Source organism: Kineococcus sp. GCM10028916 (genome assembly GCF_042674865.1).
In the GTDB taxonomy this organism is placed as follows: Bacteria; Actinomycetota; Actinomycetes; order Actinomycetales; family Kineococcaceae; genus Kineococcus.
This window is the reverse complement of record NZ_JBHTFM010000021.1, coordinates 281,992-308,436: the sequence shown is the minus strand read 5'-3', so window position 1 is coordinate 308,436 and position 26,445 is coordinate 281,992. Positions and strand designations below refer to the sequence as shown.

The following is a 26,445-nucleotide window of genomic DNA, read 5'->3' as shown; positions in this document are numbered from 1 at the left end:
CCGGGCAGGGGAATCCCGCGCTGAGCCGATCGGGGGTGAGGTTCATCACGCAGTGACCGAACACACCCGGATGCCGCCTCCGAACGCCGCCTCAGTCACCGCGACGTGACACAGCGTCACGCCGCGCGCCAGCACGCCCGTCCGGCCGCCTTCGCCCGGTACATCGCGCGGTCCGCCGCGCGCAGCAGCTCCTCGGGGCCGAGTTCCCCGTCGGTGCGGGCGGCGCCGATGCTGGCGCTGACCGTGACCGTCCGGATCCCCAGGTCGACGGGGATGCTGAGGCGTTCGCAGACCCGGTCCGCGATCGACGACAACGCCTTGGCGTCGGCGACGTCCTCGCAGACCAGGACGAACTCGTCACCACCGATGCGGGCGGCCATGTCCCCGGCCCGCAGCAGTCCCCGCAGCCGGTCGGCGACGTCGGCGAGCAAAGCGTCCCCGGCGGCGTGACCGAGGTTGTCGTTGACGTCCTTGAAGTGGTCGAGGTCGACGAAGAGCACCGCGCAGCCCCCGCCGCGGCGTCGGGTCCGCGAGATCGCCGTCCGCAGCTGGTCCTCGGCCTTGGCGCGGTTGGGCAGCCCCGTCAGCGGGTCGTGCAGGGCGGCGTGCTCGAGCTGCTCGGCCTCGCGCTTGCGGGCGGTGACGTCCTCGACGAAGGCGAGGAAGGCCGGCTCACCGGAGCTGCTGGAGGTCAGCGACAGCGAGATCTGGCCCCACACCACCTTGCCGCTGGGCAGCTCGTAGCGCCGCTCGCGGTGCACGACCTCGACCGCGCCGGAGACCAGGGCCTCCAGCTCGGCGGCGGCGCGGGCGTGCTCGTCGCGTTCCTCCGCGCTGGGGCGGGCGCCCTCGGTAGGACCGGCGGGGTCGAGGAACTGCCCCGCCGGGGCGCCGATCAGTTCCGCGGTGTCGCGTTCCCAGAAGGTGCAGAGCGCGTCGTTGACCTCGCTGACCCAGCCCTCCAGACCGAAGAGCAGCATCCCGACGGGCCCGCGGGCGAAGATCTCGTGGAAGCGTCGTTCCGAGCCGGCGAGCGCGTCCATCGTCGTGATCGTCTCGGTGAGGTCCTGGGCGATGCCGACGACGCGCACCGGGATCCCGACGGCGGAACGGTCGGAGACGGTGGACCGGGTGTGCACCCACCGGTCACCGCCGTAGCCGTCGACGACGCGGTAGGTGCACTCGACGATCTCGCCCGCACCCGCACCGCCCAGGCACTCCAGGGCCCGCACGACGCCCGGGGCGTCGTCGGGGTGGATCGCGTCCAGCGCGACGTCGCCGTCGGCGCTGGGCAGCCCCAGCAGCGAGGCCGGTCCGGCGTTGGTCCACTCCACGACCCGCTGCGGCAGGTTGATGCGGTAGATCGTGTCGGGGCTGGCGGCGATCACCGCGTCCTGGCGGGCCAGCAGCGTGCGCAGCTGCTGGCGGGTCGCGCGTTCGACGGTCACGTCGCGCACGACGAGGACGGCCCCGCCGCCCGCGTCACCGGTGGCGGAGGCGTGCACGTGGGCGACCAGCAGCTGGCCGTCGGAGCGGGCGACGTCGACGTCCACGTCGAGGTCGCCGCTGCGGATCGCGCTCAGCACGTCCAGGCCGGTGGGCATCGCCCCGGACAGCACGGCCCGCTGGGCGGGTGTCAGGTCGTCGTGGGCGTCGCGGTCGTCGTGCCCGTGCCACTCGGCTTCGGGGAGGAGGACGACGGAGAGTCCCAGCCACCACTGCAGCCGGTGCTGGCCGAGGAGGTCTTCCGCGCTGACGCCCAGCATGCGGGTCAGGCCGTGGGTGACGTGGACGAGCCGGCCGTCCGCGTCCAGCACCGCGAGGGCCAGACCGGAGCGCTCCATGGCCGCGACCAGGACCGGGACGGGCAGCACCGGGGGTGCCGTGACGTCCGACGTGTTCGTGGACGGCGCCGCCGTCATCGCTCCACCCCCACCGTTGGCCACCGGACCACGGGAGGTCAGCAGCTCTCACGGTGCTTTCGGTCCGTCGACGCTCCCCCTTGAGGGCGGCGTGGGCCGGACGGGTGAAGCCCTCTCGAAGCAGGACTCGGAGCGGGGGCTCAGGCGCCTGCGCGGCGAACGATGCCCCGCAGCGCGGAGATCGCCTCCTCCGAGGCGGCGGCCGCGGCGATGTTCGCTTCGCGGACCGCTTCGTAGACCTCCTGGCGGTGCACCTGGACGTCGCGGGGGGCGTCGATGCCGACGCGGACGACGTCACCTCTCACCTCGAGGACGCGCACGACGACCTCGTCGCCGATGACCACGGATTCCCCGGCCTTGCGCGTCAGGACCAGCATGGGGCCCAGCATAGGTGACGAAACGTGTTCGTCCATGTCGTTCTAGTGACAGATTTCCGCAGCCCGGCGCGGACCCCACCCGTCACACCCGTCTCAGCCGGTGCGGAAACGTCCCGGAAACACCCGACGCCCGCTCCGCGGTGCGGAACGGGCGTCGGGTGGTCTCCAGCGGTGGGCGGAAGGGCCTCAGAAGTCGTTGCGGCGACGGCCCGGCAGACCGTCGACGTCCTCCGCCTCGGGGCGGGGGGCGTTCTCGGCCTGTTCCTGGTACCCCCGGACCAGTCCGCGCAGGACGCGGCCCGCGACGGTGCTGACCAGCAGGGCCAGGACCAGGTGCAGCAGGGCGGTGTCGACGTCGCCGGTGCCCTGCAGGGCGGCCAGCACGGACGGTCCGGCCAGCAGCAGGCTGACGGCCAGCACGATCGCGGTCATCGGTCTCCTCCACGGCGTTGCCTGATCTGGGTCTGCATGACGAAGCGGCGCAAGCGGTCCGCGGCGGGCACCGGCTCGCTGAAGGCGACGACGACCTCGACGAGGTCGGGGTCGAGGGAGTCCAGCGAGCGGACCACCTGACCGACCTGGTCGAGCGGGGCGCCGTCGAGCTCGAAGGACATCCGCACCAGCCGCCCCAGTCGCAGCCAGGAACCGCCCCGCACGGACAGCGCGGACCCACCCTCGCTGAGGTCCACCAGGTGGCCCTCCAGCACGGGCTCGACCACGCCGTCAGCGAGGTCGGCCTCGCGCTGCAGGGGGTCGCCCTCCACCGGGGAGAGCCGGACCGACCCGGAGGCCGGGACCCGGGCGTAGCGGCGACGCTGTTCGACCACGACCTCGCTGGAGGGCGCCAGGTCCCAGGCCGAGACCCGCCGACGGACGACCTCGGCGATCAGGAACTCCTGCCGGCTCTGGCCGCGCGCCCCCGCCCAGGCGACCGTCACGGGCAGCCCGGGGGCCACCACGTGCAGGTCACCGCGGAAGCTCGGTGCCGCGACCACGAGGCTGCCCTCGTGGGCGTCCTCGACCCGCGTGGGGAGCCGGATGAGGTCCCCGCCGAAGGTGTCCGGCATCTGCAGCTCCACCCAGACCCGGTGGTTGAGACCGGGCCACTGCGCGGCGGCGCGGCTCAGCTCCGCCCCCGGAGCAGCACGTCTGGCCATGGGCTCTGTCGTTCTCCGGTTCTGGTCTCGAGGGATCGGGCGACGGGTTGAGTTCGTGAACCGTTGCGGCTCAACGCATCCCGTGGTCGCCCGCGGCGTCGAGGAGCAGACCGGCCCAGGCGCCGGAGGTGGCGGGGCGTCCGTCGAGGAAGCCGACGGGGACGTCGAGGGAGAGGACGTCCAGGGGGTCCGGGCTCTCGGCGGCGCGGTGCACGGCCAGGCGACGGGCGGGCAGCCCGACGGCCTCGAGCGCGCGCAGCAGGCTCGCGACCGCGTGGCTGCGGCGGGTGGCGTCGACGCAGACGACGACGGAGGCGGCACCGATCTCGGCGGCCATGCGGGCGGCGCGCTCGGCGTCGGCCCCGGTGGGACGGGCCGGGATGGCGACGGTGAGCGGGGCGCTCCAGCGCCGGGCCTGGTCCTGACGGGCCGGCAGCTCCTCGGCGGTGATGGTGTTCTGCACGTCGGCACGACCCAGCACCAGCGGCGCCTCGGAACCGACCTCGTCGGCGACGAGCAGCGCGGCGGAGACGACGGCGTCGGCCTCGCCGATGACGACGACCAGCTCACCGGCGCCCACGCGCAGCGGCGCGGGGACCTCGATGTCACGGGCCAGGCGCAGCACGTCGCCGGTGTCCTGCGGTTCGCGGTACGGCATCCGCGGCTGCGAGGGGCGGTCACTATAGGTGGTCACCGGTTCACGGTAAGTCAGATCCATGCTCATCGCCTCGTTCTCGTCCCCGTCGCGTGCACTGGTGGGCTGGTAGGTCCGCTCCGCGGTGCGCGGAGACCGGTCGTCCTGCTCGGGGGCGTACTGGCCCGCGAACTCCTGCTGGTAGGCCTGGTCGAAGTCACGAGCCTCGCCGTGGCCGTTGGCCGTTCCGTTCAGCTGGCCGTTGACCTGGCCGTTGGCGGTCCCGTTGACCTGACCGTTGAGCTGGTCGTAGTCGCCGGCCCACTCGCCACGGCGGTCCTCGGCGAACCGGTCGCCGAACTGGTCACCGAACTGGTCGGCGAACTGGTCGGCGACGGCCGCGGGGCGGCGCAGTTCCGGACGGCGGGCGGGGCCACGGCCCTCCGGCTCACCGCGGCGGCCGACCGGGGTGTTGGCGGCTCCGTTGGCCGCACCGAACTGGTCAGACACGCGATCCTCCGAGCTGCGAACGGTCCGGGTCGAGGCTTCGACCGCGGGGCGACCCGGACGGGGACGAGCGGGCCGCGCAGGCTGCATCGTCACCGAGCGTACATCAGCAGTTACTCCAGTCGCAGGGGATCGTCCGTAGCGGTGCCCCTCTCCCCCGGTGCTGGCCGACGAGCGCATCGAGGCCACCGTCGCGGCGAAGGAATCGCTCTCCGTGGAGATCGGGCGGTGCGGGCGCTGCTGGGACGCGGTGTCCTGACGCGGGTCCTGACGCGGGTCCTGACGCGGGTCCTGACGCGGGTCCTGACGTGCGACCTGACGCGGGGTCTGACGCGGGTCCTGCGAGCGCCCGGCGCTGAACATGGCCTCGAGGCGGTGGGTGCCCTCGGCGGCGTCGGCGGCGGCGAGGACCTCACCGAGGGAGCGGGCCGGTGCGGTGGTGGCGCCGATGCGGTCGGCCTGGCGGCGACGGACGTCGGCGCGGGCCTCCTCCCGGCGCAGTTCCTGCTCGCGGGCGGCCTCGCGGCGGGCCGTCTCCTGCGCGTGCCGGCGCTCGGTCTCGTGGGCGTGCTGGCGTTCGATCTCCAGTTGGCGCATCCGCTCCTCTTCCAGGGCTCGACGGTCGGCTTCCTGCTGGGCTGCGATCTGCTGGGCGGCGAGCTCCTGCTCGTGGCGCTCGTTCGCGTGGCGTTCCTGCTCGAGGCGTTCCTGCTCGAGGCGCTCGGCGCGCTCGGTCTCGGCGCGCTCGATCTCGAGGCGGGCCTCCTCGAGGAGCTGGGCCTCGAACCGCTCGGCGACCAGGTCCTCGTCGCGGTCCTCGGACCGGTCCTCGGTGGGGGCCTCGACCTCGGTGCTGTCACCCGTTTGCGCGATCACACCGACCTCCTCGGCATCCGTCCCGGAAACCTTGAACGGCGGTTCCTGGACGTCGCTGCCGGTGGAGGCGCGGAGCATGTCGAGCAGGCCCTGGCGGGCGGACTCGAAGTCCTCCTCGGGCTGCGCGGCGGGCTGTGCGACGAACTGCGTGGCGGTGCCCTGGGGCGCGGCGGGGGCCGGCGCGGGGGTGGCTTCGGCGGCGTCGGCGGCGGCGAGCAGGGCCTCGAAGTCGAGGGACTCGCGTTCCTCCTCCCCCGCCGGGTGCGCGGTGGTGGAGGTGCTGTCCTGCGAGGAGGCTTCGCCGGTCGAGCCGCTGACCGTGTCGCCGGCGGTGTCGCCGTCCATCTCGACCGTCACCTCGTAGCGCTCCTTGGAGAAGAAGCCGGCGACGCCGCCGGAGCGGATGCGTTCGGCGCGGACGACGCGGGCGGTCTCGCCGTGGGTCTCACGGACCTGCGTCAGCAGCTCCTGCAAGTCAGAACCTTCAAGAAGCAAGTGCATGGACACCGCTCACCGATCCAACCGTCTCGATCCGGGGGTGGTTGCTCACGTCGTCGTAGGACAGGACGTGCAGGCGGCCCACCGCCACCTTCAGCAGGCGGCGCAGCGGGGCTCGCAGAGGGGGTGCGCACACGAGGACTGCGCTGATGCCGTGCCCTTCGGCACGTTCGAGGCAGGAACTTGAGGCGGTCACCAGGTGCTCGGCCGTGACGGCGTCCAGGGCGAGGCTCGCGCCGTGCTCACCGGGGCGCAGGGACTCCGCCAGGGTCTGCTCCAGCATCGGGTCCAGGGTGATGACGTGCAGGGTGCCGTCCTGCTCGTGGACGGCCGCGACGGCCGGTCCCAGGGCACGGCGGGCGGACTCGACGAGACCGTCGAGGTCGGAGCCGGCCTTGGCCTTGAGCGAGAGCGCCTCGAAGATGCGGGCGAGGTCGCGGATGGGGACGGCCTCGTCGAGCATCGCCTGCAGGACGCGCTGGACCTCGCCGAGGGAGAGCGCCGCGGGGGTGAGCTCGTCGACGACGGCCGGGTGGGTGCGCTTGAGGGCCTCCACCAGGGAGCGGACGTCCTCGCGGGAGAGCAGGCGTGAGGCGTGGGTGCGGACCAGTTCCCCGAGGTGGGTGATGAGGACGCTGGCGCGGTCGACGACGGTGGCGCCCATGAGCTGGGCCTGGTGGCGCAGTTCGGCGGGGATCCACTTGCCGGCGAGGCCGAAGACCGGTTCCACGGTGGCGCGTCCGGGGAGGCCGTCGAGGTTGTCGCCCAGGGCGAGGACCTGCCCGGGCGGGGCGGTGCCGCGGGCGACCTCGACGCCGGAGATGCGCACCGCGTAGGTGGACATCGGCAGGTCGAGGGAGTCGCGGGTGCGCACGGGCGGGACGACGAGACCCAGTTCGAGGGCGATCTTGCGGCGCAGGGCCCGGACGCGTTCGAGCAGGTCGCCACCGCCGGAGGTGTCGACGAGGTCGACGAGGTCGGGGGCGAGGACCACCTCGAGGGGGTCGACGCGCATCTCCTCGAGCAGGTTCTCCGCGGCCTCGTTGGGGTTGACCGGGCCGGGGGCGGAGGCGGCGAGCGCCACGTCGCGGGCGGTGTTGGCGTCGCGGCGGGAGATGCGGGTGGAGGCGAGGAAGGCCAGCCCGCCGACGACGAGGAACGGCAGCTTCGGCATGCTCGGGATGAGCGCCAGGACGATCATCGCGCCGCCGGCGATCTGCAGGGCCATCTTCTGCTGCGAGAACTGCCTGATGGCCTCGGTGCCCATGTCGCCGTTGCTGGTGGAGCGGGTGACGATGAGGCCGGTCGCGACGCTCAGCAGCAGCGCGGGCACCTGGCTGACGAGACCGTCACCGATGCTCAGCAGGGCGTACTTGTTGATCGACTCCGCCGGGCCGAGCCCGTGCTGGACCATCCCGATGGCGAACCCACCGATGAGGTTGATCAGCATGATGATGATGCCGGCGATGGCGTCGCCCTTGACGAACTTCGAGCCACCGTCCATGGCGCCGTAGAAGTCGGCCTCGGCGCTGACGTCAGCGCGGCGCTGACGGGCGGCGTCCTCGTCGATCAGGCCGGCGTTGAGGTCGGCGTCGATGGCCATCTGCTTGCCGGGCATGGCGTCGAGGGTGAAGCGGGCACCGACCTCGGCGACGCGCTCAGCACCCTTGGTGATGACGACGAACTGGATGACGACCAGGATCAGGAAGATCACCAGGCCGATGACCAGCGAGCCGGAGATCACGAAGTGCCCGAAGGCCTCGATGACCTTGCCGGCGAAGCCGTTGCCGAGCACCAGTCGCGTCGAGGCCACGTTCAGGCCCAGGCGGAAGAGGGTGAGGACCAGGATGAGCGAGGGGAAGACCGAGAAGTCCAGCACCCGCTTGACGAACATCGTCACCAGCAGCGCCATCAGCGACAGGGTGATGTTCAACGCGATGAGGAAGTCCAGCATGGCCGCCGGCAGAGGCACGACGAGCAGCAGGACGATGCCGACGACCCCCGCGGGGACCACCAGCTGCGAGAAGTTCGGGAGTCGCACTGCACCGCCTGTTGTTCGCGGTACCCCGTTCGGGGTCCCTCGTCCAGCGGCCCGTCCATGGCCCTGCTGTCAGCCTTCCTGGCTAGTGCCTCCTTCGGCACCGCCCGGGACTTCCTTGAGTCACCCGTCCGGACGCACCCAACCCGAGACGAGACGAACCCCCGGTCCGGGACGGATCGGGGGTTCGTGGGTCGGGGTGGTGGCTCACCAGCCGGCGGCGGCCTCGACGCTCGCGGTCAGCGCCTTCTCGATGGCCCCGGCCAGCGCGGAGACGACGAAGGGCTTGGTGAGGTAGATCGCGCCGAGCTCCTCGCCCGCGGCGATGTCCTCGGGACGCACCCGCGCGGAGAGGAAGATCGCGGGCAGGTGGGCGTGCTCGGGCAGGGTCCGCAGGGTGCGCAGGACCTCCAGGCCGGTCATGCCGGGCATCGCGACGTCGAGGACGACGACCTCGGGTGCGCCGCGCTCGGCGATGACGGTCAGCGCCTCCGGCCCCGAACCGGCCGACACGACACGGTGGCCGAGGCCGCGCAGGCGCAGTTCGACGAGCTGGCGGATGTCCGGGTCGTCCTCGACGACCAGCACTCGAGCCATGGTGGTTCCTCCTGCGGGACCTGGTGATCCAGACGGATCGGGGAAGGTGTGGGACGGACGTCCACCGGCCCCATCGGCAGCCGGGGGCCTCACGTGAGGGCCACCGCGACCCCGCTCGCGCCCCAGCGGGGGGCCTGCGCCGGCGGGAAGGCGGCGCGCAGGGTCGCCCCACCGCCGGGGGTCTCCTCCACGCTGATGCGCCCGCCGTGGCGCGCCACGATGCGCCGGCAGGTGGCGAGGCCGATGCCGTGGCCGGGACGCCGAGCGCCGGTGTTCTCGGCGGTGTTCTCGGCGCTGACCGCGACGGCGAACATGGCGAAGACCTGCTCGCGCTGGCCGGGTGGGATGCCGCGGCCGTTGTCGGCGACGGCCAGTTCCCAGCCGCCGCCGGCGAGGTCGCGCACGCGGACCTCGACCCGGCAGGGTCGCTCCGGACTGCGGTAGCGCACCGAGTTGCCGACGAGGTTCTGCAGCAGCTGCCGCAGCAGAACGGGGTCGGCGTGGGCGGTCCGGCTGGTGCCGGTGAGGACGATCTCGGCCTGCACCGCGGTGGCGCCGAGGTCCTCCACGACGTGGGTGAGGACGTCGGAGACGACCACGGGACGCACGTCGAGACCGGTGGAGTCGGCGCGGGCGTGGTCGAGGACGGCCTCGATGAGGCCCTGCATCCGGTGCGCCGCACGCATCGCGGTGGCCAGCCACTCCCGGCCCTCCCCGCCGAGGGCGCCACCGTGGACGTCGAGGACGAGCTCGAGGTAGCCGAGCACGGAGGTCAGGGGCGCGGCGAGGTCGTGGCTGGCGACGGCGGCGAGGTCGCCGAGCTCGTCGTTGGAGCGGCGCAGTTCGGTGACGGCGCAGGCCAGGTCGCGGCCCTGCCGGCGCAGCTGCTCCCCCGCCACCTCGAGCGCGTGGATGCGGGCCCGGTCGGTGGTGATGTCCTGCATGGCCACGACGGCGCCGATGACGCGACCGGCGTGGTCGTGCAGGGCGCGGCCGGTGCACAGGACCCGCACGGGGGTGCGGCCCGCGGGGGCGATGACGACCTCGACGTCGCGGACGTGGCCCTCGACCAGCGCCCGCCACAGCGGGGCCTCCTCCGGTTCCAGCGGGGTGCGGCCGTCGGCGGCGTGGAGGCCGTGGGCGCGGGCGAACTCGCTCGCGGGCAGGCCCAGGTCGGCGTCGCGGCCGTGGAGGCGCCGGGCCGTGGGGTTGACGACGGTGAGGCGACCGGCCGCGTCGCAGGCGAGAACGCCCACGTCGACGCTGGTGAGCAGCGCCCGGGTGAACTCCTCGCGCGCTTCCAGCTCGGTGAGGGTGAGCTCGGCCAGTTCCCGCTGCTCCTCGACCTCGGCGACCAGTCGCTGCTGCTCGCGGTGGCGGCGGTGACCTTCCAGCAGCGCCATGACGACGTCGGCGAGGTCGCGCAGGCGGGCGAGCTGGTCCGGGGTCAGCTCGCGGCGGACGACGTCGAAGACGCAGAGGCTGCCGAGGTGGTGCCCCTCGGCGGTGACCAGCGGGAGCGAGACGTAGAAGACGACGTCGGCGAAGCGGCCGTCGACCCAGGCGGAGTCGCGGTAGCGCGGGTCGCGCCGGGCGTCGGGGACGTGGACGACCTCGGGGTGGCCGAGGTTGCGCGCGCACAGCGACTCGCTGCGCTCGCTGGGCCCGCCGGCGAACCCGACGGCGGAGAGCTGGCACTGACGGTGGGCGTCGATGAGGTTGATCGTCGCGGTCGCCACGCCGGCGATCGCGGCGGCGAGGCGGACGACGGCGTCCAGCGCGGGGTCGGCGGGGGTGTCGAGGAGGTCGTAGCCGTGCAGCGCGGCGAGGCGCACGACCTCCAGGCGGTCGACCTCGGGCGGGGCGTACCGGTCCGCGGCGCAGCCGCGGGTCCGCTGCACCGGGTGGGCGGGGTGGGTGAGGTGGTTCACCGTGCTCCTCCGATCCGCAGGTCTTCGAGGGGGTCGATCAGCGGCAGCTCGAGCACGGCCGTCGTGCCCTGGTCCTGCACCGAGTCCAGCGCGAGCGACCCGCCGTGCAGGCGGACGAGGTCGCGGGCGATGGTGAGGCCGAGACCGGTGCCGGGCACGGCGAGCACGGCGGCGTTGGACCCGCGCGCGAACCGCCCGAAGACGGCGTCGACCTCTCCCGCGGGGATGCCCATCCCGTTGTCCTGCACGACGATCCGCACGCGACCGCTGTGCTCCTCCACCCGCAGGCGCACCAGCGAGCCGACGGGTGAGAACTTCACCGCGTTGTCGACGACGGCGAGGACGGCCCGGTGCAGGTGCCCGGCGTCGCCGTTGACCCGCATCCCGCTCAGCTCCTCCCGCGGCGTCGTGCAGCGCAGCGTCCCGCCGCTGGTGGCGCCGGCCGCGACGGCGGCGGCCACCCCGGCGACGAGGTCGGCCACGGGGGTGGAGCCGCGCACCTCGGCGGTGGGGGCGGACTCCACGCGCGAGAGCAGCAGCAGGTCCTCGATGAGGGAGCGCAGCCGTTCGGTGTTGCGTTCCACGATGCCCAGCACCGAGGACACGTCCGCGGAGACCTCCCCGACGGCGCCGTCGCGCAGCAGTTCGAGGTAGCCGGAGATGGAGGTGAGGGGGGTGCGCAGTTCGTGGGAGACGGTGGCCAGCAGGTCGGACTTGACGTTCTCGACGTCGCGCAGCTCCCCCAGCAGCCGTTCCTGGGCGCGGTAGAGCCCGGCCAGGACCAGGGCACGGGCGAGGTCCACGGCCACGGAACGGGCCAGTTCGACCTCCGGCACCGACCAGTCGCGGATCCCGGCCCCGCAGACGACGCTGAGCAGACCGTGCGGGGTGTCCCCGACACCGATGGGCACCAGCAGCAGGGCGCGCGCGCCGCAGTCGTGCAGGAAGGCGTCGAGGGTGGCGGAGCGTCCCTGCAGGGTGCGGGTGTCGGGCACGGCGTAGACCTCGCCGCTGGTGTGCAGCTCCTGGAGCCAGCTGCGCGAGTCCTCGAAGACGGCCCACCCGCCGCCGTGGACGGCGCCGCCCGCGGGGCCTCCGGGGCCACCGGTCAGCGGCGACAGCGGCGGGTGGGCCCACTCCCGGGTGATGGGGCCCAGCCCGGCGTCGGTGAGCATCCGGACCCAGACGCGGGCGACGTCGAGCTCCTCGCCGAGGCGGGTCACCGCCACCTGCAGGGCGTCCTGGGCGACGAGCTGGTCGCGGACCTCGCGGCCGATGTCCCCGGCGAGGCGGTGCAGGCGCGCGGACTGCTCCGCGGCGTCCAGCAGCCGCTGGTTCTCCCGGGCCAGGTCGTTGACCGCGAGCGCCACGGAGCGGACTTCGCTGGGGCCGTCGGTGGGGTCGGCGTGGGCGCGTCGATCGCCCCGGCCGTGGGCGTCGAGCACGTCGACGAGGGAGCGCAGGGGGTCCACGAGGGCCCGGCGGGTGCGGCGTCCGGTGGTGGCGACGACGGCGAGGGCGGCGGCGAGGGTGAGTCCGGTGCCGGCGAGGGCCCCGTAGCGGACCCAGTCCTCCGCGGAGGTCGCGTCGTGGCGCTGGTCGCGGACGAGGACGTCGAGGCGGGCGTTGGCGTCGCGCAGGCGCGCGAAGGCCTGCGTCTGCTCGGTCCCGGAGGTGTCCGCGTTGGCGGCGACCCAGGCGTCGATGAGTCGGGACTGCTCGGTGAAGAGACTGCGCTGCAACGGGTCGGTGAGGAGGGTCTCGACGTGCCCCCGCAGGGCGGGTAGGGCGTCGAGGGCGGTGGTGTAGGTCGCCGGCAGCGCTGCGGAGCCGCTGTCGCGGCGGTCGCGCAGGGCGGAGTCGGCGTCGGAGAGGGTGAGCTGGAGGGAGGCGTTGGCCGACTCGAGCTGACGCAGCTGGGTCTCCCGGGCGCGGGAGGAGCCGGTGACGAGCAGGCCCCCGGCGCCGGAGACCCCGACGAGCAGCAGCAGGGCGACGACGACGCCGAGGGCGCGGGTGAGGCGGGCGCCGACGGAGGTGCCGCCGGCGGCGGCCGCGCGCTCGTCGACGCGGCGACGGGTGCGGCCGTGGGCGAGGGCGGCCTCGTGCAGGGCGCCGGGGCGCGGGGCGGGCTGCGGGAGCAGTTCGTGCAGGCGCTCCCCCGGTGCGGGGTGGAGGTGGGCGGAGCGGAGGTGGGGGGCGGGGTGGGGGGCGGGGGCGGTGCGGCTGCTCACGTCCGGCGCACCGCGCGCATCACCCTGTCGGCCCACACCGTCACCATCGGTCGCGGTCACCGCGACCTTGAACCGGCGCGGTCCGGCGCGGTCAGGCGGGCACGGTGTGGGCTTCGCCGAAGGCCGTCAGGGACCCGCGGCTGCGCAGGCTCATGACGAAGGCGAGGACCTTGGCGACGGCGGCGAAGAACTCCGGGGGGATCTCCTGGCCGACCTTGCAGCTCTTGTACATCGTGCGGGCGAGCTGGACGTCCTTGACCAGGGGGACGTCGTTCGCCTTGGCCCTCTCGCGGATCTTGGTCGCGATCGCGCCGGCGCCCTTGGCGACGACCTTCGGTGCGCCGGTGCCCGGTTCGTAGCGCAGGGCGACGGCGATGTGGGTGGGGTTGACGAGGACGACGTCGGCCTTGTCGACGTCGGACATCATGCGGTTGCGCGACATGGCCATCTGCTTGGAGCGGATCGCGCCCTTGAGCAGCGGGTCGCCCTCGGCGTTCTTGTGCTCCTGCTTGATGTCCTGCTTGGACATCCGCAGCTTCTTCATGGTGCGGCGGTAGCTCATGGCGTAGTCGGCGGCGGCGATGATCAGCCCGATGAGGACGGTGACCATCAGCATCCTCGCGATGGCGGACTTGGTCAGGGCCAGCACCGCCGACATCGACATCGCCCCCTGCCCGACGAGGTCGGGAGCGAGGTTCTTGGCGATCATCCACATGACGAAGCCGATGACGGCCGTCTTCAGCAGCGACTTCGTGCCCTCCCAGATGGCCTGGGGGCCCCAGTGCTGCTTGAAGCCGTTCACGGGATTGAGGTTGCTGAACTTGGGTTTGAGCTTCTTCGTCGCCGGGCGCAGGGTCCCCTGGATCGCGCCGGAGACGACGACGGCCATGAACGTCGTGAACGCCAGCGGCCCCAGGACGCCGGGGATGCCGGAGAACGTGTCCGACATCGCCGACAGGGCCCGCGCCGGTTCGGGATCGGCGGCGACGGTGGCGATGTCGGTCATCGCCTGCGTCATGAGGACTTTGCCGGCCTCGATGGTGTGCGGGATCACGACCGCCCCCGCACCCGTCGACAACCACGCCGCGACGTCGCGGGAGAACGGGATGTTGCCTTCCTCGCGCGCCTCCTTGAGGCGCTTGGCGGTCGGCTTCTCGGTCTTCTCCCCGCTCATCCGCCCCCACCTCCGCTCACGCGATCCTCAGCGCCGGGGGTGACGAGGCGGACGACGGTCTCGCGCGCGGTGCCGGCCATGTCGGCGACGACCCCGGGCAGCATCGAGAACGTGAACCCGGCCAGGGTCAGAGCGATGAGGATCTTCACCGGGAAGCTCATGGCGAAGACGTTCAGGGCCGGGGCGACGCGCGAGAGCAGCCCCAGGCCGATGTCGGTGATGAAGAGCACCGCGATGAGGGGTGCCGCGATCTGCAGCGCCGAGAGCATCAGCTGGCTGATGCCCTCGGTGAACACCCGCCCCACGGTCCCGGTGTCGATCCCCGCGTTCAGGGGCAGCACGTCGTAGGAGCGCAGGAAGCCCTGGAGGATCAGCAGGTGCCCACCGGTGACGACGAGCAGCGCCGTGGTCGTCCAGCTGTAGAGCTTGCCGAAGATGGCCGTCTGGACCTGCATCAACGGGTCGTAGGCGCTGGCGAGCTGGAAACCGCCGAAGAGGTCCAGCATGTCGCCCGCGGCCTGGACGGCGGTGAAAAGCAACGCGACGAAGGCGCCCATGACGACCCCCACGAGGGCCTGCTGGACGACGGCGGTGATGAGCGGACCCGGTTCCGCAGCGGGCACGGAGTCGCGCAGCCGACCCGCGACGGGCAGGGCCATCGCGACCGAGAGCATCGCCTTCACCTGGCCGTTGACGGCCTTGTTCGCGAACGGCGGGGCGAACATCAGGAACGCCGCCGAGCGGACCGAGGCCAGCAGGACCGCCAGGATCAGGTCCAGCGGGATCGAGGGCAGTCCTTGCACGCCGCTCAGCCGCCGTGCGAGAGCAGCGACGGGATCTGCTCGTAGAGCGCGGTGGTGAAGGAGGTCATCTCGTGCAGCATCCACTTGCCGCACACCACGATCGCGACACCCACGGCGATGGCCTTGGGGACGAAGGCGATCGTCTGCTCCTGCAGCTGGGTCACGGACTGGAACAGCGAGATGCCGAAGCCGACGGCCAGCGCGGTCAGCAGCATGGGGGCGCAGAGCTTGGCAGCGAGGACGAGAGCGGTCATCCCGATGTGGATGACGGTCACGTCGGTCATCGCGGTGCCTTCCTGTCGGGAGGGTGGTGCGGGGGTGTTCACGCTTCTGGCGTAGTTCTCGGCCGATCGGGTGAGGTTCTTGAATCGGGCTCAGGAGGGGCGTTCGGTCGGGTTCGGGGCCGGACGCAGTACGGGGTGGGGTCGTCGGACACTCCGTTCGCGCGGGTTCTCGCACTCCCTCACGGGAGTGGGCCGGCGCTCACTTCGGACATCCGACGACCCCACCCCGTGGCGCGTCCTTTCAGGTCACCTCGCGTGGTTCAGCCCGCGTAGGAGCTCACCAGGGCCTTGATGATCAGGCCCCAGCCGTCGACCATCACGAAGAGGAGGAGCTTGAAGGGGAGGGAGACGGTCACCGGGGGGAGCATCATCATGCCGAGGCTCATCAGGGCTCCTGAGACGACGATGTCGATCACCAGGAACGGGATGAAGATGACGAAGCCGATGATGAAGGCGCTGCGCAGCTCGGAGAGGGCGAAAGCGGGGACGAGGGTCGTCAGCGGGGTGGCCTCGCGGGTGGCGGGCAGGTCACGCTTGGCGGCCTTGGTCATCAGGGCCAGTTCCTCGGGCCGGGTCTGCTTGAGCATGAACTGCTTCAGCGGCTCGCTGCCGTCGGTGAAGGCGACCGTCGCGGTCTTGTCGCCCTTGAGGTAGGGCTGGATCGCGGCGTCGTTGATCGCGCTGAAGGTGGGGGCCATCACGAACATCGTGAGGAAGAGCGCGAGGCCGGCCAGCACCTGGTTGGGCGGGGTGCCCTGCAGGCCGAGCGCGTTGCGCGTCAGGCCCAGGACGATGAGGATCTTGGTGAAGCAGGTCGTGAGCAGCAGCAGCGCGGGGGCGACCGAGAGGATCGTCAGGGCGATGATGACGGTGACCGACTGGCTGGGTTTGCCGCTGACGCCGTTGATGTCCAGGGACACCGAACCGGGTGCGGCCGGGGCGGCCGGGGCCACCGGGTCGGCCGGCGCCACGGTACCGGCGGGGCTGCCCGCGCTCACACCCGTCACGTAGGCGACAGGGGCGGCGGCGGAGACGCTGAGGGGGGCGAGGGCGGAGGTGGCGGCCTGAGCGGACGCGGCACCTCCGGCGATCAGTCCACCGGACAGCACCAGCGCCGCGGCCAGGGTGCGGGCACGGGAGTTCTTCACCTGCGGGTCGTCCTCTCACGCAGAACGTCGACTGCCTTGGTCCAGGTGGCCGGCGACAGGGCCGAACCGGTGACGCCCGGCTGGGGGGCGTGGCGCGCGGGGAGCTTCGCGGCGACGGTCTCGCCGTCCTTGCGCAGGTATCTCTCCCCCACGTTCGGCTGGGCCGCAACGACTTCCGGTCCGTCCGTGACGTCCACCGTGGAGGGTTCCGCGGTGATGTCCCCTACCTCGGCACCTTCGGCGATTTCCTTGAGTTCACCCGTCCGGGCGAACACGGAGGCGACGTCGGTCTCGCCGAGCAGGTTCACGCCGGCGTCGGAGACCCCGACGACCAGGGCCCGGTCGCCGACCTTGATGAGGGCGACGGCGGCCTTCGCGCCGAGGCTCTGCTTGGCCAGGACGGAGAAGTCCGCCCCGCCGGTCACGCCGCCCTGACGGCGGCGCAACCAGCGCGAGATCAGGTAGAGGAGGCCGAGCACCGCGACCAGCGAGATGCTCGTGCGGGCGATCGCGGCGACGGCGTCCATCAGGCGCCGGCCTCCGGGGTGACGATCTCGGTGATGCGGATGGCGTAGTCCTCGTCGACGACGACGACCTCGCCGCGGGCGATGAGCTGACCGTTGACCAGGATGTCCGCGGGGCTGCCCGCGGCGCGGTCCAGCTCGACGACGGAGCCGGGGGTCAGGGCCAGCAGGTCCTGCACGGTCATGCTGGTGCGCCCGAGCTCGACGGTGACGTCCATCTGCACGTCGCGCAGCAGGTCCATCGTGCGGGGGCGGCTCACCGCGGGCGACGACGACGACGCCGACGCGGTGGGCTGCGGGGTGTCGTTCTGGGCGGTGAGGGTCAGCCCGATCAGGGCCAGGGTCTCCCCGCCGGCGCCGATCACCGCGACGGCACCGCCGTCGAGCTGGGACAGGGCCTGCGCCGGGTCGCCCTCGACGCCCGCGTCCAGGGTGCACTGCCCAAGGGAGTGCACGACGGTCTCCAGGGCCGGGCGCAGGGCGTCGACGGGGTCGAGGGCGCCCTCGGGGCTCATGAGGAGGGTGTTGAGGGTCTCCTCGCCGACGACGACGGTGACGCGGCCGTTGGCGGCACCGGCGAAGTTCGCGGAGACCGCGATGCCCTCCTCGCCGAGGTCGGGGGCCTGGGCGACGGTCACGACACCGGTGATGGTGCCGGGCGCCGAGAGCGGGAGGACGGCGAGCGCAGCCTGGGCGGCCTCACGCAGCGTGGCGGTCAGGTCGGTGTGGGTTGCGGTGCTCATCGTGCGTTCTCCTCGGGGGTCGGGACGATCAGGCAGGCGAGTCGGGGTCCGCGGCTACCGGCCACGGCGGAGGCGACGTGGGCGCCCTGGGCGACCACCTCGAGGGGCTCGTCGGCGCGTTGCGGCAGCCGCAGCACGTCACCGGGGATGAGCGAGAGGATCTCGTCGGGACGCATCTGCGCCGCCTTCATCCGGACCGAGACGTCCACCGGGATGTGCTCGAGGTGGTCGTCGAGGCGGTCGCGCATGAGGCGCCGGATCCGCAGTTCCTCGGGGCTGGCGACCCGCAGTTCCGCCGCGGTCAGCGCCGCGGACAGCGGGTCCAGCGGCATCGCGAGCGTCGCGGTGCCGGCGACCCCGTCCACCTCGAGGTGGAAGGAGGACACGATCATCACGTCGGTCGCGGCGGCGGCCTGGGCGAACGCCGGGTTCTGGTCGATCGCGGTGAGCTTCGGCTTGAGGTCCACGACCGTCACCAGCGAGGAGGCCAGTTCGACGAGCGTGCGCTCGACCATCCCGCGGGCCAGGACGGCCTCGATGTCGGTCAGCTGCCGGTTGGGCTGCTCGTTGTGACCGCTGCCCCCGAGCATCCGCTCGATGCAGGAGAGCACGAAGGCGATGTCGAGGTGCAGGACGCCCGCCCCGGTCAGCGGCTCGGGGTCGAAGACGGCCATCACGGTCGGCAGCGGCAGCGACGCGGCGTACTCGTCGTAGCTGTACTGCTGGATGCCGTCGAGCTCGACCTGCACGGTGGTGCGCAGGGTGGAGGACAGCAGCGTCGCCCACTGACGGCAGAAGCCCTCGTAGGTGATCTCGAGCACGCGGGCGTGCTGACGGGACAGCTTGGTCGGCCGTCTGAAGTCGTACGGGACGGGAACACCGCGTCGCCGGGAGCGACGGGTGCCTGTCCGCTCGGCGGTACTGGGGGTCTCGGCTGCCACGAGCCCTCTATCGGCACGAATGGCCGTCACCCTTTAGCGCGAGCCCGAACGGGTGGTTCCGGGCGTTGCGGCTCAAGGGTTCGCCCCGACGCGAGGAGGCCGACGGGCAGGACGACGGCCGGCGTCCACCGGCTCGACGGGGTGCCCGGGGCCGGGAGTCCCGGTGCCCTCAGACCCCGGACCAGCGACCTGGGTCGGGTCGTGGGCTGACCTGTGCGTGACCTGGGAGGTGCGTGGACGTCCTTCAGGTCGCCTTCAGCCGGTTCGACCCACACTCGGAACCGGAACGACACCGGCGAGGTCCCCACCCACGAACCCCTCGGAGCACCGCATGACCATCACGACGTCACCGGGCACCCGGTCGCAGCCCGGTCGTCCGCCCGGTCCCCCCGCGGGCCGCGCCCGACGCGACCGGGGCGTGCGCCTCGCCGCGGGCTGCTCGCTGTGGGGTTCCCTGCTGCTCGTCACCTCCTGGTGGGCCGCCGACCGCGGACTGCAGGACCTCACCGGCTGGGCCGACGCCCTGACCTCGCTGGGACGGTTGTCCGGCCTGGTCGCCTCGGTGCTGCTGCTGGCCCAGGTGTTCCTCATGGCCCGCGTCCCGCTCCTGGAGGCCGCCTTCGGGCAGGACCGCCTCGCCCGGGTGCACCGGTGGGTGGGCTTCTGCTCCTTCGACCTGATGCTCGCCCACATCGTGACGATCACCTGGGGCTACGCCGGCGGGGAACTGTCGCAGACCCCCGCGACCGGGTGGAACCTCCTGGTCGAGGAACCCGGCGTGCTGCTCGCCGGGGCGGGAACCCTCGCGCTGGTCGCCGTGGTCGTGACCAGCGTCCGCGCCGCCCGGCGCCGGCTGCGCTACGAGTCGTGGCACCTGATCCACCTCTACGCCTACCTCGGCGTCGGTCTTGCCCTGCCACACCAGTTGTGGACGGGTCAGGAGTTCACCGGTCACCCCGCCCGGACGGTGTTCTGGTGGGCCGCCTGGGGTGCCACGATGGCAGCCGTCCTCGTGTTCCGGGCCTCGCTCCCCTTGCTGCGCAACCGGAGTCTGGGCCTGCGGGTCACCTCCGTCGTGCAGGAGGCACCCGACGTCGTCTCCGTCGTGATGACCGGTCGGAACCTGCACCGGTTGCCGGTCGAGGCCGGGCAGTTCCTCGGGTTCCGCTTCCTGGACGGACCGGGCTGGATGCGCAACCACCCCTACTCCCTCTCCGCCGCCCCGGACGGCCGCCGGCTGCGGATCACCGTCCGCACCACCGGTGACGGCGGTCGCCGGCTGCGCCGCCTCCGACCTGGGACGAGGGTCCTCGTGGAAGGCCCCCACGGTCGCCTCTCGGCCCGGGCCCGGACCCGCCGCGACGTCGTCCTCATCGGCGCCGGGGTGGGCATCACCCCCCTGCGGGCCCTGGCCGAAGGCCTCGGCTACGCCCCCGGTGAGGCGGTCCTGCTGCACCGCCACCAGGGGACTCCCCTGTTCGCGCGGGAGTTCGACGTCCTCGCCCGCGACCGGGGCCTGCGGGTCGTGGACCTCCCCGGTCCGCGCCGCGCCGAGGGGTCGTGGCTGCCCGCCGGAACTCCCCCGATCGACGACGTGACCGCGCTGCGTCACCTCGTCCCCGACATCGCCCGACGCGACGTCTACGTCTGCGGCCCCGCGGGATGGACCGCGGACGTGCGCCGCGCCGCCACCGCCGCCGGGGTCCCGGCCGAGCGGTTCCACTGCGAAGACTTCGGATGGTGAACCTCGTGACCCGAGAAACTTCCCTGCGCGAACCGGGCGAGGGTGGCTCCACCCGCCGCATCGTCGTCGCCGGCATGAGCACCGTCACGGTGCTCGTCCTCCTCTTCGGCTACCACACCTCCACCGAAGGGACCGCCACGACGAGCACCGCGGCCGTGTCCCCCGCCGTCGCGGGAACCACGAGTTCGGGGTCCACGGGTTCGAGTGGCACGGCGACCTCGGGCGGCACCTCGACGACCGCGTCGGCGACGTTCACCGGTTCCGCCGCCGACACCAGGTGGGGACCGGTGCAGGTGGAGATCACCGTGGCGAACGGCGAGATCACCGCGGTCGACGTCGTGGAGTACCCCAGCGAGAACGGCAGGGACCAGGAGATCAACGCCCGCGCCCTCCCCACCCTCGTGCAGGAGACCCTGTCCGCGCAGAACGCCGCGATCGACATGGTCAGCGGAGCCACCGTGACCAGCACCGGGTACCTCACCTCCCTGCAGAGCGCGCTGGACCAGGCCGGGCTGTGAGCGGGGAGCACGACGCCGCCACCGTCCGCCGGGTCGAGCAGGTCATGGGTTTCCCCGTGAGCCTCGCGATCCGGGGACGACACCGCGACGACGCCGCGGGGCGGGACGCCTGGGACGGGGTGCTCGCCTCGTTGCGCGCGGCGGAGGCCGTCTTCAGCCACTACCGGCCGCAGTCGTGGGCCTCGCGGTTGGGGCGCGGGGAGGTCACCGTCGCCGACTGCCCGCCCGAGGTGGCGGAGGTCCTGGCGATCGCGGAGGAGGCCCGTCGCGACTCCAGCGGCGCCTTCGACGTCCACCGCCCGGGAGCGGACGGGGTGCGTCGCCTCGACACCGCCGGCGTCGTGAAGGGCTGGGCCCTGGAACGCGCCGTGGTCTGGCTGACGGGTTTGCCGGACACCGACTCCTGCCTCTCCGGGGGAGGTGACCTGCTCTGCCACAACGCCTCCCCCGGGTCCCCGCCCTGGCGCATCGGCATCGAGGACCCCGCCGATCCCCGGCGGATCATCGCCACCGTGGCGATCGCGAACGGCTCGATCGCCACCTCGGGCACCGCGCACCGGGGGGCGCACCTCGTCGACGCCCGCACCGGCGTCGCGCCCACCGCGGTGGCCCAGGTGAGCGTGATCGCGCCGTCGCTGACCCGCGCCGACGTCGACGCGACCGCGGCCTACGCCCTCGGTCCCGACGCCACCCGCTGGCTCCGCGGTCGGCCCGGGACGTCCGGTCTGGTCGTGTGGGCCGACGGGACCACGGAGGTCGTCGGCGGCCCGTGACGGGGGTGGAAGGGGTGAGAGGGGTACTGCCAGGGCATCCCATCACCCGGCGAGCCCCCCTACGGTGGGTTCGTGCGCCACCGTGACGAGGTCGAGGAACTCCCCGCGGCGGGTGTTCCCCCGGCACCGGAACCCCCCGACTCCCCCCACGCCCGCGTCGTGATCACCATCGCGTCGCTGGGCTTCTTCCTCATCACCCTCGACATCTCGATCGTCAACGTCGCCCTGTCGGCGATCCGCGCTGAACTCGGCGGTGGGGTGACGGGTCAGCAGTGGATCATCGACGGCTACACCCTGCTGTTCGCGTGCCTGCTGCTGTTCGCCGGGAACCTCTGCGACCGGATCGGCGCCAAACGTGCCCTCGCGCTCGGCGTCGTCGTCTTCACGATCACCTCGGCGGCCTGTGCGGCAGCCCCGTCGGCGGGGGCGCTGATCGCCGCGCGGTGCGCGCAGGGAGCCGGCGCGGCGATCATGCTGCCGGCGTCCATGGCCCTGGTCCGGGAGGCGTTCCCCGATCCGGGCCGCCGATCCCGGGCCCTGGGGGTCTGGGCCGTGGGCGGAGCGGTCGCCGGCCTGCTCGGTCAGCCCCTCGGCGGTTTCCTCACCTCGCTGGACTGGCGTTGGGTGTTCCTGGTCAACGTGCCGGTCTGCGGGGGGATGCTCGTCTTCCTCACCCGGGTCGCGACCTCGCCGCGCCGACCGAGGCCCTTCGACGTGGCCGGTCAGGTCCTGGCCGTGCTCGGGTTGTCCGCCCTGGTGTTCGGGTTGATCGACGGCGGGCACCGGGGTTTCACGTCACCGACCGTGGTGGCGACCCTGGTCGTGGCCGTCGCGGCGATCGCCGGGTTCATCGTCGTCCAGGCCCGCGCCGCGCACCCGATGGTGCCGCTCGACCTCTTCCGCGCCCGCGGGGTGCGGATCGCGTTGCCGGTGGGTTTCGCCTTCATGGTCGGCAACTTCGGCAACGTGTTCGTCGTGAGCCTCTACCTGCAGCAGCACCTGGGGTTGACCCCGTTGCGGGCGGGACTGGTCTTCGTGCCGTCGGCGGCCCTCGCCGTCGCGGGGAACCTGGCGAGCGGACCGGTCACGAACCGCTTCGGCGCGCGGGTCCCCGTGGTCGCCGGGTTGACGTCGATGGTCGCGGGGTTGCTCGGGCTGGCCGCCACGGTCGGTACCGGCTCGGTCGGGTGGACGGCGCTCTGCGTCTGCTTCATCGGGGCGGGCGGTTCGCTGGCGATGCCGTCGGTGACCTCGGTCGTCCTGGAGGGCGTCGCGCCGGAGCGGTCCGGCACGGCCAGCGCGGTGTTCAACACCTTCCGCCAGATCGGCGGCGCGGTCGCCATCGCCGTCTTCGGCGCCCTGGTGTCCGGCGAGTTCCTCGCGGGCGCCCGCGCCAGTTTCCTGATCTCCGCGGCGCTGCTCCTGGGCGCTGCGCTGCTGAGTCTGCGCGTCCCCGCCCGAAGCTCCTGAGGAGGAACCCGTGCACACCCGAACCCTCGGCCCGCAGGGCCCCGCCGTCTCCGCGATCGGCCTGGGCTGCATGACCACCACCGGTGGGTACGGCGCCACCCCCGACCGGCAGCAGATGCTGGCCCACGTCCGCTCCGCGGTGGACCTCGGCGTGACGTTCTTCGACACGGCCGAGGTCTACGGCCCCCACGCCAACGAGGAACTCGTCGGCGAGGCCCTGCACGACGTCCTCGCCGGGCGCGACGACGTCGTGATCGCCACGAAGTTCGCCCAGCACGTCGACCCCGTCACCCGGACCGCGACCGGCCGGATGCTGCGGCCGGACGAGGTCGCGGCCGCCGCCGACGGTTCCCTGCAGCGCCTCGGGGTCGAGGCGATCGACCTGTACCACCAGCACCGGGTCAACCCGGAGTTCCCGATCGAGGAGTTCGCGGGCGCCGTCGCGGAACTCGTCGCCGCGGGCAAGGTGAAGCACTACGGGCTGTCCGAGGCGGCCGCCGACACCATCCGCCGGGCGCACGCCGTGCTCCCGGTGACCGCGGTCCAGAGCGAGTACTCGCTCTGGTGGCGTCGCCCCGAAGAAACCGTCCTCGACGTGTGCGCCGAACTCGGCGTCGGGTTCGTGCCCTTCAGCCCCCTCGGCAAGGGTTTCCTCACCGGGACCATCGCCACCGGGACCTCGTTCGCCGAGGGGAGCGACCTGCGCGCCAGCATCCCCCGCTTCGCGGCGGCGGCCCAGCAGCAGAACGCGGCCGTGGTGGACCTCGTGCGGCGCTTCGCCGAGCGGAAGGGCTGCACGCCCGGCCAGATCGCCCTGGCCTGGCTCCTGGCCCGGCAGCCGTGGATCGTCCCCATCCCCGGGACCACGAACCCCGGCCGGCTCCGCGAGAACGTCGCCGCGGCCGACGTGACCCTCACGCCCGAGGAGGTGGAGGAGCTGTCCCGCCAGTCGGGCGCCCTCGAGATCGAGGGCGGACGCTACCCGGACTGGCTGGAGTCGCAGACGAACCTGTGACCCGGTCGTCACCGGGTACGGGGGGACACCTGATCAGCTGCGGTCCCCGCCGGTGTCGCCGGACCGGAACTCGCTGGCGAGCCTGGGCGACGACGGCGCAGCGCGGCGCACCGGCAGGTCCGCGGCAGCCTCCGGAACCCCTCCGGTCTGCTCCTGCACGTCGCCGCGCTTCACCGCCAGGTGGGCCACCAGGGCGACGATCACGACGAGGGCGACGAGCGTCACCGGGCCGTCCCCGAAGCCGACACCCCCACCGACGGAGGGTTCCTTCGCCAGCCAGTCCGCGAAGGAAGCCCCCAGCGGGCGGGTCAGCACGTAGGCCACCCAGAACGTCGCGACCGGGTTCGCTCCGAGTCGCCACGCCACGAGGGGAACCGCGATGGCGACCGCGAACAGCAACCCCGAGGGCAGGAAGCCGAGGTGCATCGTCAACCCGGTCAGGTCCCCGACCGCCGTCCCCAGCGCGAAGGTCGCGACGACGGTGGCCCAGTAGAACCGCTCCCGGCGGGCCGTCGTGATGCTGTGGATGTCGAGGGTGCCCTCGCTGCGCCGCCACCAGGCGAACAGGACGATCACGACGACCCCGTAGAACGCCGAGGTCACGTAGTACGACAGTCCGGTCACCACGTGCAGCACGTCGGCGACGATCGTCCCGAAGACGGCGATCATCGCGACGGCGAACCAGTAGCGGAGCGGCTGGTAGCGCGTCGCGCGCAACTGCCACCACAGGGCGAGGGCGAACCCCCCGACGCCGACCACCCCGCCGAGGACCAGGTTCGTCGTGCCGAGGAAGTCCGAGGCCGCCTCCCCCATGCCGGTGGTGAGCACCTTCACCACCCAGAAGAGGACGGTGATCTCGGGAACCTTCGCCGCGACCGGGGGACGCGCGCGGGGGAGCAGCTTCAGGGGCGTGCGGGCCATGGGGCGTCGTCTCCAGACGTCGGGGTGGGGCGCGGCGGCGTTCGGGGGTCTCCCCCATGCTGCCTGCGAGTCGCTGAACCGCGGCTGAGAGCGGTCAGCGGCGGGAGGTGGTTCCTCGCCGCGACCTCAGCAGCTCCACCAGCACCGGCAGCAGCGAGACCACCACGACGACGGCGATGATCGGCAGCAGGTAGGCGTCGATCCCGGGGATCTGCCCACCGAGCACGTGTCCGGCGAGGGTGACCCCGAGGGCCCAGAGGAGCCCCCCGACGCACTGCCACAGGGTGAAGGTGCGGGCCGGGACGCCCACCGTCCCCGCGAGGGGGTTCATCAGCGTCCGGACCACCGGGATGAACCGCGCGAGGACGATCGCCTTGCCGTGCCCGTAGCGTTCCAGGACGGCGCGGGCGCGCTGCACCCCCGCGTGGCGGCGCCGGTGCTCAGGACGCTCCAGCAGCGCCGGACCCGCGGCCCGGCCGATGAGGTATCCGACCTCCGCCCCCAGCAGGGCCCCGCCGGCCGCGGCCAGGAGCACCGGGACCAGGGACAGGTGGACCGAGGAGCTGACACCCGTCGCCGTGAGCAGCCCGGCCGTGAAGAGGAGCGAATCACCGGGCAGGAAGAACCCCACGAGCAACCCGGTCTCGGCGAAGAGGATCACGAAGACACCCAGGGTCCCGAAGGACGACAGCAGGTGCTGGGGGTCCAGCAGCGCGCTCACGACGGCATCGACGACGACGAGGCGGCCGGGACGCCGCGACGGTCGGGGGCGTCGACCCGGCTGAGGCTGAGGTGCGCCACCACCGCCAGGATCGCCGCGAGGAAGAGGACGCTGGTCACCGTGGTCCCCAGCCCCAGACCGCCGTCGGCCCGGTCCTGCGACAGCAGGTCACCCAGGGACGCGCCCAGCGGGCGGGTCAGGACGTAGGCCGCCCAGAACGTCCCGACGGCGTTCAGGTGCAGCCCGAAGCGCAGCACGGCCACCACGGCGATCGCGACGGCGAACAGGACGACGGAGGCGAGGTACCCGATGCCGGTCGTCTCGGCCACGAAGTCGCCCGCGGCGGTGCCCAGGGCGAAGGTGAAGAGGACGGCGAGCCAGTAGGAGGCTTCCCGCCGGGGGCTGTCGATCGCGTGGATGGACAGCGTGCCCTCGACCCGGTGCCACGTCAGGAACGTCGCGGTCAGCAGGACCGCGAAGACGATCGTGGAGGCCAGGAGCGGCACCCCGAGGCCGTCGGTGAGGTTGTCGGTGAGCAATGTCCCCACCACGCTGATCAGGACCACGGCCAACCAGTAGACCGGGGGCCGGTAGCCGCGGCGGTGGAACTGCGCCACGAGCACGACCGCGAGCAGCACCGTCATGACGATGCTGCTCGCGGTGAGACCGAAGCCGAGGGTCTCGTCGAGGTAGTCCGCCGCGGTCTCCCCCACCGTGGTGGCCAGCACCTTGACGATCCAGAAGAACGCGGTGACCTCGGGAACCTTGTTCGCCGCCGTGCGCAGGGCGGCACCGGCGCCGCCCCGGGGTCCCTGGCGAGCAGGAGTCTCTGTCACGACCCCAGCGTGGCGAAGGCATGCTGAACCTCTGCTGAGCGGCCCGGTGCGCACGGTGG

24 protein-coding genes are annotated in these 26,445 nt (G+C 72.8%); 5 read left to right on the top strand and 19 right to left on the bottom strand.

Annotated elements, in window-relative coordinates; genetic code table 11:
• Window positions 1-116: 116 nt before the first annotated feature.
• From ACFQ46_RS23335 to ACFQ46_RS23260, 16 genes are all read right to left on the bottom strand, one after another.
• A complete protein-coding gene (locus tag ACFQ46_RS23335; protein WP_380262556.1) occupies window positions 117-1,922 on the bottom strand; it encodes a diguanylate cyclase domain-containing protein in 1,806 nt (601 codons plus the stop codon).
• 140 nt (window positions 1,923-2,062) lie between these two features.
• Complete coding sequence (gene csrA / locus ACFQ46_RS23330) at window positions 2,063-2,299, bottom strand: carbon storage regulator CsrA (protein ID WP_328291669.1); 237 nt, start codon at window positions 2,297-2,299, stop codon at window positions 2,063-2,065.
• Between the two features lie 186 nt (window positions 2,300-2,485).
• Entirely contained in the window at window positions 2,486-2,731 is a 246-nt protein-coding gene (locus ACFQ46_RS23325; RefSeq protein ID WP_380262554.1) for a hypothetical protein, read from the bottom strand.
• Window positions 2,728-3,456, bottom strand: coding sequence for a PilZ domain-containing protein (locus ACFQ46_RS23320; RefSeq protein ID WP_380262552.1), 729 nt, complete (start codon window positions 3,454-3,456; stop codon window positions 2,728-2,730). The genes ACFQ46_RS23325 and ACFQ46_RS23320 overlap by 4 nt, the downstream gene beginning before the upstream one ends.
• Window positions 3,457-3,526: 70 nt before the next feature.
• Entirely contained in the window at window positions 3,527-5,947 is a 2,421-nt protein-coding gene (locus ACFQ46_RS23315; protein WP_380262550.1) for a hypothetical protein, read from the bottom strand.
• Between the two features lie 10 nt (window positions 5,948-5,957).
• The gene (gene flhA / locus ACFQ46_RS23310) at window positions 5,958-8,012 is read right to left on the bottom strand and encodes a flagellar biosynthesis protein FlhA (protein WP_380262548.1); all 2,055 of its coding nucleotides are present in this window, start codon (window positions 8,010-8,012) and stop codon (window positions 5,958-5,960) included.
• Window positions 8,013-8,216: 204 nt separating this feature from the next.
• Window positions 8,217-8,606, bottom strand: coding sequence for a response regulator (locus ACFQ46_RS23305; protein WP_380262546.1), 390 nt, complete (start codon window positions 8,604-8,606; stop codon window positions 8,217-8,219).
• Window positions 8,607-8,695: 89 nt separating this feature from the next.
• Window positions 8,696-10,537: an ATP-binding protein gene (locus ACFQ46_RS23300; protein ID WP_380262544.1), complete on the bottom strand. Its 1,842-nt coding sequence runs from the start codon at window positions 10,535-10,537 to the stop codon at window positions 8,696-8,698.
• On the bottom strand, window positions 10,534-12,771 hold the full coding sequence (locus ACFQ46_RS23295) for an ATP-binding protein (RefSeq protein WP_380262542.1): 2,238 nt from the start codon (window positions 12,769-12,771) through the stop codon (window positions 10,534-10,536). Before ACFQ46_RS23295 ends, ACFQ46_RS23300 begins: the two co-directional genes overlap by 4 nt.
• A 91-nt stretch (window positions 12,772-12,862) precedes the next feature.
• The gene (locus ACFQ46_RS23290) at window positions 12,863-13,945 is read right to left on the bottom strand and encodes a flagellar biosynthesis protein FlhB (protein WP_380262540.1); all 1,083 of its coding nucleotides are present in this window, start codon (window positions 13,943-13,945) and stop codon (window positions 12,863-12,865) included.
• Window positions 13,942-14,748, bottom strand: coding sequence for a flagellar biosynthetic protein FliR (locus tag ACFQ46_RS23285; RefSeq protein ID WP_380262538.1), 807 nt, complete (start codon window positions 14,746-14,748; stop codon window positions 13,942-13,944). Before ACFQ46_RS23285 ends, ACFQ46_RS23290 begins: the two co-directional genes overlap by 4 nt.
• A 5-nt stretch (window positions 14,749-14,753) precedes the next feature.
• Window positions 14,754-15,032 (bottom strand): flagellar biosynthetic protein FliQ, encoded by a 279-nt coding sequence (locus ACFQ46_RS23280; protein ID WP_380262536.1) that lies wholly within the window; start codon window positions 15,030-15,032, stop codon window positions 14,754-14,756.
• A 260-nt stretch (window positions 15,033-15,292) separates the two neighbouring features.
• Window positions 15,293-16,180, bottom strand: a complete 888-nt coding sequence (gene fliP / locus ACFQ46_RS23275; RefSeq protein WP_380262534.1) for a flagellar type III secretion system pore protein FliP — start codon at window positions 16,178-16,180, stop codon at window positions 15,293-15,295.
• Window positions 16,177-16,707 (bottom strand): FliO/MopB family protein, encoded by a 531-nt coding sequence (locus tag ACFQ46_RS23270; RefSeq protein WP_380262532.1) that lies wholly within the window; start codon window positions 16,705-16,707, stop codon window positions 16,177-16,179. The genes fliP and ACFQ46_RS23270 overlap by 4 nt, the downstream gene beginning before the upstream one ends.
• Window positions 16,707-17,447: a flagellar motor switch protein FliN gene (fliN, locus tag ACFQ46_RS23265; RefSeq protein WP_380262530.1), complete on the bottom strand. Its 741-nt coding sequence runs from the start codon at window positions 17,445-17,447 to the stop codon at window positions 16,707-16,709. Before fliN ends, ACFQ46_RS23270 begins: the two co-directional genes overlap by 1 nt.
• Window positions 17,444-18,388 (bottom strand): FliM/FliN family flagellar motor switch protein, encoded by a 945-nt coding sequence (locus tag ACFQ46_RS23260; protein ID WP_328291683.1) that lies wholly within the window; start codon window positions 18,386-18,388, stop codon window positions 17,444-17,446. The genes fliN and ACFQ46_RS23260 overlap by 4 nt, the downstream gene beginning before the upstream one ends.
• Window positions 18,389-18,719: 331 nt before the next feature.
• Between ACFQ46_RS23260 and ACFQ46_RS23255 the strand changes: the two genes are divergently transcribed.
• The 5 genes from ACFQ46_RS23255 (at window position 18,720) to ACFQ46_RS23235 (ending at window position 23,908) form a co-directional block, all read left to right on the top strand.
• Window positions 18,720-20,132, top strand: coding sequence for a ferric reductase-like transmembrane domain-containing protein (locus ACFQ46_RS23255; protein ID WP_380262528.1), 1,413 nt, complete (start codon window positions 18,720-18,722; stop codon window positions 20,130-20,132).
• A 74-nt stretch (window positions 20,133-20,206) separates the two neighbouring features.
• The gene (locus ACFQ46_RS23250; RefSeq protein ID WP_380262718.1) at window positions 20,207-20,650 is read left to right on the top strand and encodes an FMN-binding protein; all 444 of its coding nucleotides are present in this window, start codon (window positions 20,207-20,209) and stop codon (window positions 20,648-20,650) included.
• Window positions 20,647-21,423: an FAD:protein FMN transferase gene (locus tag ACFQ46_RS23245; RefSeq protein WP_380262526.1), complete on the top strand. Its 777-nt coding sequence runs from the start codon at window positions 20,647-20,649 to the stop codon at window positions 21,421-21,423. Before ACFQ46_RS23250 ends, ACFQ46_RS23245 begins: the two co-directional genes overlap by 4 nt.
• Window positions 21,424-21,495: 72 nt before the next feature.
• Window positions 21,496-22,893, top strand: a complete 1,398-nt coding sequence (locus ACFQ46_RS23240; RefSeq protein ID WP_380262524.1) for an MFS transporter — start codon at window positions 21,496-21,498, stop codon at window positions 22,891-22,893.
• 10 nt (window positions 22,894-22,903) lie between these two features.
• The gene (locus ACFQ46_RS23235; RefSeq protein WP_380262522.1) at window positions 22,904-23,908 is read left to right on the top strand and encodes an aldo/keto reductase; all 1,005 of its coding nucleotides are present in this window, start codon (window positions 22,904-22,906) and stop codon (window positions 23,906-23,908) included.
• A gap of 33 nt (window positions 23,909-23,941) precedes the next feature.
• On the opposite strand, the gene ACFQ46_RS23230 is transcribed toward ACFQ46_RS23235, so the two are convergent.
• The 3 genes from ACFQ46_RS23230 to ACFQ46_RS23220 all read right to left on the bottom strand — a co-directional run bounded on the left by ACFQ46_RS23230 (window position 23,942) and on the right by ACFQ46_RS23220 (window position 26,386).
• Window positions 23,942-24,829, bottom strand: a complete 888-nt coding sequence (locus ACFQ46_RS23230; protein WP_380262520.1) for a hypothetical protein — start codon at window positions 24,827-24,829, stop codon at window positions 23,942-23,944.
• Window positions 24,830-24,923: 94 nt separating this feature from the next.
• Window positions 24,924-25,550, bottom strand: a complete 627-nt coding sequence (locus ACFQ46_RS23225) for a DedA family protein (protein WP_380262518.1) — start codon at window positions 25,548-25,550, stop codon at window positions 24,924-24,926.
• Window positions 25,547-26,386 (bottom strand): hypothetical protein, encoded by an 840-nt coding sequence (locus ACFQ46_RS23220; protein WP_380262516.1) that lies wholly within the window; start codon window positions 26,384-26,386, stop codon window positions 25,547-25,549. Before ACFQ46_RS23220 ends, ACFQ46_RS23225 begins: the two co-directional genes overlap by 4 nt.
• Window positions 26,387-26,445 lie beyond the last annotated feature (59 nt).

Coding starts and splice junctions, on each gene's coding strand:
- ACFQ46_RS23320 (WP_380262552.1), bottom strand. CDS start 3,456: ATGGCCAGACGTGCTGCTCCGGGGGCGGAGCTGAGCCGCGCCGCCGCG.
- ACFQ46_RS23230 (WP_380262520.1), bottom strand. CDS start 24,829: ATGGCCCGCACGCCCCTGAAGCTGCTCCCCCGCGCGCGTCCCCCGGTC.
- ACFQ46_RS23255 (WP_380262528.1), top strand. CDS start 18,720: ATGACCATCACGACGTCACCGGGCACCCGGTCGCAGCCCGGTCGTCCG.
- ACFQ46_RS23335 (WP_380262556.1), bottom strand. CDS start 1,922: ATGACGGCGGCGCCGTCCACGAACACGTCGGACGTCACGGCACCCCCG.
- ACFQ46_RS23305 (WP_380262546.1), bottom strand. CDS start 8,606: ATGGCTCGAGTGCTGGTCGTCGAGGACGACCCGGACATCCGCCAGCTC.
- ACFQ46_RS23290 (WP_380262540.1), bottom strand. CDS start 13,945: ATGAGCGGGGAGAAGACCGAGAAGCCGACCGCCAAGCGCCTCAAGGAG.
- fliN (WP_380262530.1), bottom strand. CDS start 17,447: ATGAGCACCGCAACCCACACCGACCTGACCGCCACGCTGCGTGAGGCC.
- ACFQ46_RS23325 (WP_380262554.1), bottom strand. CDS start 2,731: ATGACCGCGATCGTGCTGGCCGTCAGCCTGCTGCTGGCCGGACCGTCC.
- ACFQ46_RS23250 (WP_380262718.1), top strand. CDS start 20,207: ATGAGCACCGTCACGGTGCTCGTCCTCCTCTTCGGCTACCACACCTCC.
- ACFQ46_RS23270 (WP_380262532.1), bottom strand. CDS start 16,707: ATGGACGCCGTCGCCGCGATCGCCCGCACGAGCATCTCGCTGGTCGCG.
- ACFQ46_RS23280 (WP_380262536.1), bottom strand. CDS start 15,032: ATGACCGACGTGACCGTCATCCACATCGGGATGACCGCTCTCGTCCTC.
- csrA (WP_328291669.1), bottom strand. CDS start 2,299: ATGCTGGTCCTGACGCGCAAGGCCGGGGAATCCGTGGTCATCGGCGAC.